Genomic DNA, 10,308 nt, shown 5'->3' with positions numbered 1-10,308 from the left:
CACCGCTCCACCACGCCGGGCGGTTGTCCAGTTTCAGACGGCGAGCGCCTGGGCGCGGCGCTTCACTTCCGTGCCGCGATTCTCGCGCAGCGCCTGCGCGGGGGTGCCGGGCAGGGTCGGATCCGGGGTGAAGAGCCACTCCAGCATCTCTTCGTCGGTGAAGCCGTCGTCCTTCAGGAGCGTCAGCGTCCCGGCCAGGCCTTTGACGACTTTGCCGTCGCCGATGAAATCGGCGGGCACCTGCAACACCCGGTTCTCGCCACGGCGCACCGCGATCAACTGGCCTTCCTTGACCAGCTGCCGGACACGGGTCACCTCGACGCCGAGCCGATCGGCGATGTCGGGAAGGGTGAGCCAGGCGGGAACGAGCGCATCGGTCTTCGTGTCAATCTCGGTCACAGGGACAAGCCTGCCATCTCGGACTGACAGTCGGTAGCCGAGCGCGGCCGGACCAGTGCCGTGGCCGGGCGGGGCGGCACGGGGCCCGGGCGTCCCGATCGCCCCTGTGAGCGGGGTCCGGCAGCGGTCCTGCCCCGCCCCGCGCCCGCGGGAGTCCGGTCACGGGCTCCGGCGCGCCGCCGCCCCGCGCCGTGTCAGAGGACCGCCGATTTCAACGGCACCGAGGGATCCGCGGCACGCCGAGGATCGATCCGGGCTCCGCGTTCGATCAGCTTGCGGCCCTGCGCGAGATCGCGCGGCCGGCCGACCGCCAGCAGCGCGAGCAGGACACCGTCGCGCAGCCAGCACACCGACCAGGAGGCCCCTGTGGGGTCACCCCGCCACACCGTGCTGTCCGCGGCGGCGTGGTGCCCCGCGTACTGCACGAACCGGCCGAACTGCTCGGACCAGAAGTAGGGCACCGGGTCGTAGACCAGCCCCTCCGCCGCTCCCCCGACGATGTTGGCTGCCACCGTGCGGGGGCCCTGGAGGGCGTTGTCCCAGTGGTGGACGAGCAGTCGGTCGCCGTACCGGGCGGACGGGAAGGAGGCGCAGTCACCGACCGCGTAGACGTCCGGCGCGGAGGTGCGCAGCCGGTCGTCGGTCCGTACGGAGCCGTCCGGGGACAGTTCGACGCCCGAGCCCGCCAGCCAGTCGGTGGCGGGCCTCGCGCCGATGCCGACCACCACGGCGTCCGCGGGCAGCCGCGTGCCGTCCTCCAGCAGCACCGCGCCGGGCTCGACCGCCGCCACACGCGCGCCGGTGACCAGGCGGGCGCCGCTCTCGTCGTACCAGGCCCGCATGTACTCGGCGACCTCGGCGGGGAGGGCCCCCGCGAGGGGGCGGTCCGCGGCCTCGACGACGGTGACGGCGCAGCCCGCCTCGCGTGCGGCGGTGGCGAACTCGGCGCCGATCCAGCCCGCCCCGACCACGACGACCTCCCGTCGCGCCGCCAGTACGGGGCGCAGCGCCTCGGCGTCGTCGAGGGTGCGCAGCAGGTGTACGCCGGGAACGCCCTCACTGCCGGGCAGCGTGATGGGCGCGGCACCGGTGGCGAGGACGAGCCGGTCGTACGGCACGGGCCCGGCTCCGGTCTCCAGGAGGTGGTCCTCCGGGCGCAGGGATGTGACCTGGCGGCCGAGCAGGAGTTCGATGTCCAGCGCGGCGAAGTCGATGTCGAAGGCCGAGCCGTCTGCTTTGCCCAGCAGCACCGCCTTGGACAGCGGCGGGCGGTCGTACGGCTGGTGCGGCTCGGCGCCCAGGAGGGTGATGTCCCCGCTCCAGCCCCGCTCGCGCAGAGCGACCGCGGTCTGCACGCCCGCCATGCCCGCGCCGACGATGACGACCCGCTGCGCTGTCTGCTGCTTGTCCTCGCTCACACGATCACTCTAGGACGGTGGCAGGGGGGTGCCGCAGACCCGGGCAGCGAGATTTCTGACACAGCATCATGCGTGCTCTGCCAGGGAATACAGGGGCGCTTCAGGGCAGGATCTCCTCGACCGCACTGGTGCCGCTGCCTTCCCGCGACTCCCACTCCCAGCGCTCCTCCAGCCGGATGCGGCCGTCGGGCAGTTCCAGCACCGTGCTCTCGCAGTGGCCGGAGGAGGTGGCGCCGTCCCGCCCCAGCTGGACGTAGCGGAAGTCGAGCCGGTCGCCGTCGCGCGTCCCGACGAGATGGCCGTGGACGATGTCGCCGCCCGAGTACTCCGCCCAGATCCGGCCGCCGGCCTCGTGGTAGGCGAACCGGGTCCGGGTGCCGACCTGGCCGGGTGCCTGGTCGGTGACGGGGGCGAGGACAAGGCCGTTCAGCGACCGGGCCATGGGCCCCTCCTTACTGGTCCTTACTGGGCGGGTGTGCGGCACGTTAAGGTGACGACCGTAGAGCACTCGCGGGAGCCCGGACGGACCGGGCTGAGAGGGAGGCTGAGCGGCCTCCGACCGTACGAACCTGATCCGGGTCATGCCGGCGAAGGGAGGGGCTGGACGCCCATGCACGCGCCCGAAGACAGCACCGCTTCCGCGGGGACCGCGCACCGCACCTACGACGCCCTCGTCATCGGGGGCGGCATCATCGGCCTGGTCACGGCCTGGCGGGCGGCGCAGCGCGGGCTGCGTACCGCGATCGCCGACCCGGCGCCCGGCGGCGGCGCCGCCCAGGTCGCCGCGGGAATGCTGGCGGCCGTCACCGAACTCCACTACGGCGAGGAGACCCTGCTCGGTCTCAACCGCACCTCCGCTCACCGCTATCCGGCGTTCACGGCCGAGTTGGAGGAGGCGAGCGGCCAGGACACCGGCTATCGCGCCTGCGGCACCCTGGCCGTCGCCCTGGACGCCGACGACCGCGCCCACCTGCGAGAGCTCCATGCGCTCCAACTCCGGTACGGACTTGACTCGCAGTGGCTGTCGGGGCGCGAGTGCCGGCGTCTGGAGCCGTTGCTCGCTCCGTGCGTACGGGGCGGGCTGCGCGTCGACGGCGACCACCAGACCGACCCCCGCCGGCTCGCGGCGGCCCTCCTCGCGGCCTGTGAACGGGCGGGGGTGGTCCTGCACCGCGCCTGGGCCGAGCGGCTCCTGGTCCGGCGGGACCGGGCCGCGGGTGCGGTCCTCGACGACGGCACGGAACTCGCCGCTGGACAGGTCGTCCTCGCCGGGGGCAGCCGGAGCGGCCGGCTCGCCGGGGTCCCCGACGACGTACTGCCGCCCGTTCGCCCGGTCAAGGGCCAGATCCTGCGGCTGCGCGTCCCCGGGCGCATCGCGCCGTTCCTCTCCCGGACCGTACGGGCGGTGGTCCGCGGCGGGCACGTCTATCTCGTACCCCGCGAGAACGGCGAACTGGTGCTCGGGGCGACCAGCGAGGAGCTGGGCTGGGACACCACCGTCACCGCGGGCGGGGTGTACGAACTCCTGCGTGACGCCCATGAGCTGGTGCCCGGGATCACCGAACTCCCGCTCGTCGAGACCCGTGCCGGGCTGCGCCCCGGTTCGCCCGACAACGCGCCGCTGCTCGGGCCGACCGCGCTGCCCGGTCTGCACCTGGCGACCGGCCACCACCGCAACGGTGTGCTGCTCACCCCGGTGACCGGGGATGCCATGGCCGAACTCCTGGCCACCGGCGAACTCCCCGAGGAGGCACGCCCGTTCACCCCCCTGCGCTTCTCACCCGGCGGAGGGCCCGCCCCGGCCTCCGGCCCCGCCTCCACGAACACGCCCGCCTCCGACGCATCCGTACGGCAGGAGCAGCCCGCATGACCGTCTCCGTCAACGGCGAGCCCCGTGAGATCCCCGAGGGGACCACTCTGGACCGGATCGTCGCGGGTCTGACCACCGCACCCGTGGGTGTCGCCGCCGCACTCAACGAGACCGTCGTACCACGCGGCCAGTGGCCCACCACCCCGCTCGGCGACGGCGACCGCGTCGAGGTCCTCACCGCGGTCCAGGGAGGCTGAACGATGACCGGCACAGCGCCCCTGCGGGGAGCGGACACGGCCACCGACCCGCTCACCATCGGCGGTACCTCCTTCACCTCCCGGTTGATCATGGGAACGGGCGGCGCCCCGAGCCTCGACGTCCTGGAGCGTGCACTGATCGCCTCCGGTACCGAGCTGACCACCGTGGCGATGCGACGCCTCGACCCGACCGTGCACGGCTCGGTGCTGTCCGTGCTCGACAAGCTCGGCATCCGCGTCCTGCCGAACACCGCCGGCTGCTTCACCGCGGGTGAGGCCGTACTCACCGCGCGCCTCGCCCGGGAGGCCCTGGGCACCGACTGGATCAAGCTGGAGGTGGTCGCGGACGAGCGCATCCTGCTGCCCGATCCGGTCGAACTCCTGGACGCCGCCGAGGTCCTGGTCGACGACGGCTTCACGGTGCTGCCCTACACCAATGACGACCCCGTCCTGGCCCGGAAGCTCGAGGACGCCGGCTGCGCCGCGATCATGCCGCTGGGGTCGCCCATCGGCTCGGGTCTGGGCATCCGCAACCCGCACAATTTCCAGCTGATCACCGAGCACGCGCGCGTGCCCGTGATCCTCGACGCCGGGGCGGGCACCGCCTCGGACGCGGCCCTGGCGATGGAGCTGGGCTGTGCGGCGGTGATGCTCGCCTCGGCGGTCACCCGCGCCCAGGAGCCGGTGCTGATGGCCGGGGCGATGCGACACGCCGTCGAGGCGGGACGGCTGGCCCACCGGGCGGGCCGCATTCCGCGCCGCCACTTCGCCGAGGCGTCCTCACCGGCCGAGGGCCTGGCAGCCCTGGATCCCGAGCGCCCCGCCTTCCGGTAGCGGAACGGGAGAGCTCGCGTCCGCCACGGCCCGCCGCACGCGGCGTTCTCCCGGGGAAGCGGCCTCCCGTCGGCCCTCGTCGGAGGCCTGCCCCGCCCCGGCCGGCCGTGGCAGGCCTCCGGCCGGGACCGGTACGGCGGAACAGGCCTTAGCGTGGAATCGGAGGTGGTCCCCGTGGCCCCAGAGCTCCTCGACAGCGTCGAGCGTGAGGTGTACGTCCCGGCGCCCGCCGACCGCGTATGGCGGGTGCTGACCGCCGACGAGCACATCCAGGCCTGGTACGCCTTCGGCGGGGCCGAGATGGATCTGCGTCCCGGGGGTGCGCTGCGCTTCCGCTGGGACGAGCACGGAGAGTTCCACGGGCGGGCCGAGCTGGTCGAAGCCCCGTTCCGCTTCAGCTTCCGCCTCGCCAAGGACCCGGATGTGCCACCCGGACGAGGTGACTCCACCCTGATCGAGTTCAACCTCACACCCGAGGGGCCCGGCACCCGCGTCATCGTGGCCGAGACCGGGATCGGCGGGCTCGATGTCTCCGCGGAGGAGAAGGCCCGGCACGCCGAGTACGCGGGGATGGCGTGGACCACGGCCCTGGAGGAGCTCGCCGCCATCGCCGCCGCGTCCCACGCCTGAAACCACCGCGTCCACGCCTGGAACCACGGCCTCCCAGGGCCGGTCCCTGGCGCGGGGCCTGCCCCCGAGCCAGGGCGTCCCGGGCCCCGGTCCCAGCGCTCCAGGGCCTGATATGGCGGCGCCGGGGCCCGGCAGGCTGCCCCCGCCCGGTCCACGGTGCCCCCGGCCGCGTGCCGCCGCCCCGCTGTCACTGTTCGGCTGCAGTCGTGCGCCGGGTCGCTCCGGATGGCCAGACCTGTCGGTGATGGCTCGTAGACTGCACTGTCGTGGATACGACCCTGCAGGACCCGCTCGTCGGGCACGTGCTCGACGGCCGCTACCGAGTCGACGCGCGGATCGCCGTCGGTGGTATGGCCACGGTCTACCGGGCTGTGGACACCCGTCTCGACCGTGTGCTCGCCCTCAAGGTGATGCACCCGGGCCTGGCCTCCGACGGCGCGTTCGTCGACCGATTCATCCGTGAGGCCAAGTCCGTCGCCCGGCTCGCCCACCCCAATGTGGTCGGCGTCTTCGACCAGGGCATGGACGGGTCGTACGTCTATCTCGCGATGGAGTACGTCGCCGGGTGCACCCTGCGCGACGTGCTGCGCGAGCGCGGCGCCCTGCAGCCCCGCGCGGCCCTCGACATCCTGGAGCCGGTCCTCGCCGCCCTGGGCGCCGCCCACCGCGCCGGGCTGGTGCACCGGGACATGAAGCCGGAGAACGTCCTCATCGGGGACGACGGCCGGGTCAAGGTCGCCGACTTCGGGCTCGTACGGGCCGTGGACACCAACACCACCGCCTCCTCCGGATCCCTGCTCGGCACGGTCTCCTATCTCGCTCCGGAGCAGATAGAGCACGGCACCGCCGACACCCGGGCGGACGTCTACGCCTGCGGGATCGCGCTGTACGAAATGCTGACGGGCACCAAGCCGCACGACGGCGGCACGCCCGCCCAAGTGCTCTACCAGCACCTCCACGCAGACGTTCCCCCGCCGTCCACGGCGGTACCGGGTCTCGCTGCCGAGCTGGACGCCCTGGTGGCGGCCGCGACCGCCCGTGACCCCGGGCAGCGTCCCACCGACGCCGTCGCCCTGCTCGCCCGGGCCCGCGACGCCCGGTCCGCGCTCACCGACGAGCAGCTGGACGCCGTCCCCCCGCAGGCCCTGGCGGAGACCCGGGCGGGCTCCGAGGACCGTACGAGCGTGATCCCCCGGTCGGCACGGGGCACACAGCGGCTCGGCGGGCCCGTGAGTGATGAAGAGCTGAACCGGACCAGCCGGCTGGAGATGCCGGCGTCCAGCCCACAGCAGCCTGCACCCGGCCCGGGCCGTCGAGGGCCGCAGCGCGGGGTCCTCGCCCTGATCACCGCCGTGCTGCTGGTGGCCGGCGTGGGCGCGGGCGTCTGGTACATCAACTCGGGCCAGTTCACCAAGGTCCCCGGCGTCCTCGGCCTGCCGCGCCAGAAGGCGGAGGAGAAGCTGCGGGACGCGGGGCTGGATGTGAAGGTCAGAAGCGGATTCAGCGACGTCGTGGACCGGGGCGATGTCGTCACCACCGACCCCCGGCTCGGCGCCCGGATCCGCAATACCGGCACGGTCACCATCACGGTCTCCAAGGGCCCCGAGGTCGTGAAGGTTCCCGACCTCGAACGGGTCCCGCTGGCGAAGGCGAAGCGGCAGCTCAAGGAGCTGGGCCTGGCGCCGGGCATCGTGCGGGAGGAGTTCGACGACACGGTGGCGCAGGGCTCGGTGATCAGTACGGAACCGGGGGCGGGCACCCAGCGCAAGCCGGACTCCGCCGTCGCGCTCACGGTCAGCAAGGGCGAGCCCGTCGAGACACCCGACCTCACGGGCGAGTCGGTCGAGGACGCGACGCAGACGCTGCGCGACGCGGGACTCAAGGTCGAGGTCGCCCCCCGGAGGGTCTTCTCCGAGGAGGACGAGGGCACGGTCGCCGAGCATTCCCCCGAGGAGGGCATCCGGCTGGCGGAGGGCGACACTGTCACGCTCACCGTCTCCAAGGGGCAGCTGATGGTCGAGGTTCCCGACGTCGAGGGCAAGAGCCTCGACGAGGCGAAGCGGGAGCTCGAGTCGAAGGGTTTCAAGGTCGACGTTTCCCGGTTCTTCTTCGGCGACAAGGTCTTCGACCAGTCCGTGGACGGCGGCGAGAAGGCCCGGAAGGGCAGCTCGATCACCATCCGCGTCCGCTAGCGGATCCGTCTCCACGAGGCAGGCCCGGCGTCCGTGGAGAGGGATCCGCCCAGGGCGGACGTAACGCCCGCTGGGGACGGACCGCCCGCTGCGTCGCCACCGGCCCACCGCCTGGGGCCACTGGGGGCGGCCCTGCGCCTGCTGAGGGGCGTAGGGACCACCGGGCCACGCATGGGATCCTGGGGCCGTGAGAATCCGAACCTCCGGGCCCCGCAATCCGGTCGGCAGCCATGTGCCGGTGGCCGGCGGCCTCGCCTCCGTCGGCCTGTCCTACGGCCGTGAGATCGGCGCCGAGGCCGTGCAGGTGTTCGTGGCCAACCCCCGCGGCTGGGCGACCCCGCCCGGCAACCCGCGCCAGGACGAGGGGTTCCGTGAGGCCTGTGAAGCCGGCGGCATACCGGCGTACGTCCACGCGCCCTATCTGATCAACTTCGGTTCGCACACCGAGGCCACGGTGGAGCGTTCGGTGGACTCGCTGCGCCACTCGCTCCGGCGCGGCCGGGACATCGGCGCGCTCGGTGTCGTGGTCCACACCGGCTCGGCGACCGGCGGGCGGCCCCGCGCCGACGCCCTCGCCCAGGTCCGGGAGCACATGCTCCCGCTGCTGGAGGAGCTGACCCACGACGACAGCCCGTTTCTGCTGCTGGAGCCGACAGCGGGCCAGGGCGCCTCGCTGTGCTCCCTCATCGAGGACCTCGGACCGTACGTCGAGGCCCTGGACCGGCATCCGCGGCTCGGCGTCTGCCTGGACACCTGCCATGCCTTCGCCGCGGGTCACGACATGGCCGCACCCGGCGGGATGAAGCTGCTGCTCGACGAGCTGGTCGGCACGGTCGGCGAGGGCCGGCTCAAGCTGATCCACGCGAACGACTCGAAGGACGTCGTGGGCGCTCACAAGGACCGGCACGAGAACATCGGAGCCGGTCACATCGGGGCGGATCCCTTCGGCGAGCTGTTCCGGCACCCCGCCACGGAGGGAGTGCCGCTGGTCATCGAGACCCCCGGCCGCAAGGAGGGCCACGCGGCCGACGTCCTCCGCCTCAAGGAACTCCGGGCCTCCTGAAAGGCCGTCCCGCCCCGCGGCGGCACACACCGGGCGTCGTGGCTCGCGTCCTGCGGCGGACGGCGGGCACCGGGGACGTGCTCTAGAGTTCCGGGCCGTCGCCCGGTTCCTCCTGGTAGGAGTAACGCTGCTCCCGCCAGGGGTCGCCGATGTTGTGATAGCCGCGCTCCTCCCAGAAGCCACGGCGGTCGGCCGTCATGTACTCCACGCCGCGGACCCATTTGGGCCCCTTCCAGGCGTACAGATGGGGGACGACCAGCCGGACCGGGAAGCCGTGCTCGGCGGTGAGCAGCTCACCGCTCTTGTGCGTGGCGAAGATGGTCCGCTCGGCCGCGAAGTCGGAGAGCCGGAGGTTGGAGCTGAAGCCGTACTCGGCCCACACCATCACATGCGTGACGTCGGGCGCGGGCGGGGCGAGATCCAGGATCGTACGGGCGGCGACACCGCCCCATTCCGCACCGAGCATGCTGAACTTGGTGACGCAGTGCAGATCGGCCACGACCGTGGAGTACGGCATGGCCGAGAATTCCTCGTGCGTCCAGCAGTGCTTGTCGCCGTCGGCCGTCGCGCCGAAGACCCGGAATTCCCAGCGGTCGGGCTTGAACTTGGGGACCGGGCCGTAGTGCGTGACCGGCCAGCCGCGCTGGAGCCGCTGCCCCGGAGGAAGCTCGAGCTGTGCCCCTTCGCGGCTTTCCGGCTGACCCATGACTCCATGGTGACAGACGGGGAAGGGTGGTCATGACCAGGGCAATGCCGATCCGGGCGGCGCATACTGAGCGTGCACTTACTGGATCGTCACTGTCGGCGATGCGAGGATGCGGGCAACCTGCCGTTCTTGCTGTAATGCGTGAAAGGAGCCGCTGCGATGCAGGGCGACCCCGAAGTCATCGAGTTCCTCAATGAACAGCTGACCGCCGAGCTGACCGCGATCAACCAGTACTTCCTGCACGCCAAGATGCAGGAGAACTTCGGGTGGACCAAGCTCGCGAAGTACACCCGTGCCGAGTCGTTCGACGAGATGAAGCACGCCGAGGTACTCACCGACCGCATCCTCTTCCTGGAGGGCCTGCCGAATTACCAGCGGCTGTTTCACGTCCGGGTGGGCCAGACGGTCACCGAGATGTTCCAGGCGGACCGGCAGATCGAGGTCGAGGCGATCGACCGCCTCAGGCGCGGGGTGGACGTCATGCGGGCCAAGGGGGACATCACCTCGGCCAATATCTTCGAGACCATTCTCGCCGACGAGGAGCACCACATCGACTATCTCGACACCCAGCTGGAGCTGATCGAGAAGCTCGGGGAACCGCTCTACATCGCGCAGGTGATCGAGCAGCCGGACAGCTGATCCCGGCCTTCAGGGCACCGGACGGCTCTCTTCGGAGGGCACCCTCTACGGGGACGGGACCTCCGGGCGGTCACGCCGCTTCCACGGCGGTGAACACCGCGGGCTCACCCTGCTCCACCATGTCCCGACGAGGGCAGGAGCCACGCCCCAGAAGCGCCTGGATACGGCGTACGCAGTTGCCGCAGTCGGTCCCGGCCTTGCAGGCGGACGCTATCTGGCGCGGCGTGCAGGCGCCTGAATCCACATGCTCGCGCACCTGCGTCTCCGTGATGCCGAAGCATGAGCAGACGTACACGCGGTTCACACCCTTGTCGGCAGACGGAACGGTCCGGGATTGATAGGCAACCTCACACCCCATTG

Annotated in this window: 12 protein-coding genes and 1 riboswitch; of the genes, 7 read left to right on the top strand and 5 right to left on the bottom strand. The window is 72.0% G+C overall.

Annotated features, from left to right (window positions below):
- Positions 1–33: 33 nt before the first annotated feature.
- The 3 genes from ACTWQE_RS25920 to ACTWQE_RS25910 form a co-directional block, all read right to left on the bottom strand.
- Complete coding sequence (locus ACTWQE_RS25920) at positions 34–399, bottom strand: Rv2175c family DNA-binding protein (protein ID WP_443331459.1); 366 nt, start codon at positions 397–399, stop codon at positions 34–36.
- Positions 400–593: 194 nt separating this feature from the next.
- On the bottom strand, positions 594–1,763 hold the full coding sequence (locus ACTWQE_RS25915) for an NAD(P)/FAD-dependent oxidoreductase (RefSeq protein WP_443331462.1): 1,170 nt from the start codon (positions 1,761–1,763) through the stop codon (positions 594–596).
- Between the two features lie 154 nt (positions 1,764–1,917).
- Positions 1,918–2,259 (bottom strand): hypothetical protein, encoded by a 342-nt coding sequence (locus ACTWQE_RS25910; RefSeq protein ID WP_443331458.1) that lies wholly within the window; start codon positions 2,257–2,259, stop codon positions 1,918–1,920.
- Between the two features lie 58 nt (positions 2,260–2,317).
- A riboswitch (TPP riboswitch) is annotated at positions 2,318–2,430 on the top strand.
- On the opposite strand from ACTWQE_RS25910, the gene thiO reads away from it, so the two are divergent.
- The 6 genes from thiO to ACTWQE_RS25880 all read left to right on the top strand — a co-directional run bounded on the left by thiO (position 2,428) and on the right by ACTWQE_RS25880 (position 8,603).
- Positions 2,428–3,687: a glycine oxidase ThiO gene (gene thiO / locus ACTWQE_RS25905; protein WP_443331457.1), complete on the top strand. Its 1,260-nt coding sequence runs from the start codon at positions 2,428–2,430 to the stop codon at positions 3,685–3,687. Its footprint overlaps the riboswitch before it by 3 nt.
- Positions 3,684–3,884, top strand: a complete 201-nt coding sequence (thiS, locus tag ACTWQE_RS25900; RefSeq protein WP_443331456.1) for a sulfur carrier protein ThiS — start codon at positions 3,684–3,686, stop codon at positions 3,882–3,884. Before thiO ends, thiS begins: the two co-directional genes overlap by 4 nt.
- 3 nt (positions 3,885–3,887) lie before the next feature.
- Positions 3,888–4,718, top strand: a complete 831-nt coding sequence (locus ACTWQE_RS25895; protein WP_443331455.1) for a thiazole synthase — start codon at positions 3,888–3,890, stop codon at positions 4,716–4,718.
- Positions 4,719–4,892: 174 nt separating this feature from the next.
- Positions 4,893–5,348 carry an SRPBCC domain-containing protein gene (locus tag ACTWQE_RS25890; protein WP_443331454.1) on the top strand — a complete coding sequence of 152 codons (456 nt, stop codon included), beginning with the start codon at positions 4,893–4,895 and terminating at the stop codon, positions 5,346–5,348.
- Positions 5,349–5,614: 266 nt separating this feature from the next.
- Positions 5,615–7,540, top strand: a complete 1,926-nt coding sequence (gene pknB, locus ACTWQE_RS25885; RefSeq protein ID WP_443331453.1) for a Stk1 family PASTA domain-containing Ser/Thr kinase — start codon at positions 5,615–5,617, stop codon at positions 7,538–7,540.
- Between the two features lie 187 nt (positions 7,541–7,727).
- Positions 7,728–8,603, top strand: coding sequence for a deoxyribonuclease IV (locus ACTWQE_RS25880; RefSeq protein ID WP_443331452.1), 876 nt, complete (start codon positions 7,728–7,730; stop codon positions 8,601–8,603).
- 82 nt (positions 8,604–8,685) lie between these two features.
- On the opposite strand, the gene ACTWQE_RS25875 is transcribed toward ACTWQE_RS25880, so the two are convergent.
- The gene (locus tag ACTWQE_RS25875; protein ID WP_443331451.1) at positions 8,686–9,309 is read right to left on the bottom strand and encodes a sulfite oxidase-like oxidoreductase; all 624 of its coding nucleotides are present in this window, start codon (positions 9,307–9,309) and stop codon (positions 8,686–8,688) included.
- Between the two features lie 159 nt (positions 9,310–9,468).
- Here ACTWQE_RS25875 and bfr point away from each other — a divergent pair, with 159 nt between their 5' ends.
- A complete protein-coding gene (gene bfr, locus ACTWQE_RS25870; protein WP_443331449.1) occupies positions 9,469–9,948 on the top strand; it encodes a bacterioferritin in 480 nt (159 codons plus the stop codon).
- A gap of 70 nt (positions 9,949–10,018) precedes the next feature.
- On the opposite strand, the gene ACTWQE_RS25865 is transcribed toward bfr, so the two are convergent.
- The gene (locus tag ACTWQE_RS25865) at positions 10,019–10,252 is read right to left on the bottom strand and encodes a (2Fe-2S)-binding protein (protein ID WP_443331448.1); all 234 of its coding nucleotides are present in this window, start codon (positions 10,250–10,252) and stop codon (positions 10,019–10,021) included.
- Positions 10,253–10,308: the final 56 nt, after the last annotated feature.

This window comes from Streptomyces sp. 8N706, assembly GCF_052245415.1.
Classification (GTDB): Bacteria; Actinomycetota; Actinomycetes; order Streptomycetales; family Streptomycetaceae; genus Streptomyces.
Note: the sequence above shows the minus strand (reverse complement) of the source record. Positions and strands in the feature narration are given on the sequence as shown.

Bases quoted from the DNA above. Each gene is read 5' to 3' on its own strand.
- thiS (WP_443331456.1), top strand. From the start codon at position 3,684: ATGACCGTCTCCGTCAACGGCGAGCCCCGTGAGATCCCCGAGGGGACC.
- ACTWQE_RS25895 (WP_443331455.1), top strand. From the start codon at position 3,888: ATGACCGGCACAGCGCCCCTGCGGGGAGCGGACACGGCCACCGACCCG.
- ACTWQE_RS25910 (WP_443331458.1), bottom strand. From the start codon at position 2,259: ATGGCCCGGTCGCTGAACGGCCTTGTCCTCGCCCCCGTCACCGACCAG.
- ACTWQE_RS25915 (WP_443331462.1), bottom strand. From the start codon at position 1,763: ATGGCGGGCGTGCAGACCGCGGTCGCTCTGCGCGAGCGGGGCTGGAGC.
- thiO (WP_443331457.1), top strand. From the start codon at position 2,428: ATGCACGCGCCCGAAGACAGCACCGCTTCCGCGGGGACCGCGCACCGC.
- ACTWQE_RS25875 (WP_443331451.1), bottom strand. From the start codon at position 9,309: ATGGGTCAGCCGGAAAGCCGCGAAGGGGCACAGCTCGAGCTTCCTCCG.
- bfr (WP_443331449.1), top strand. From the start codon at position 9,469: ATGCAGGGCGACCCCGAAGTCATCGAGTTCCTCAATGAACAGCTGACC.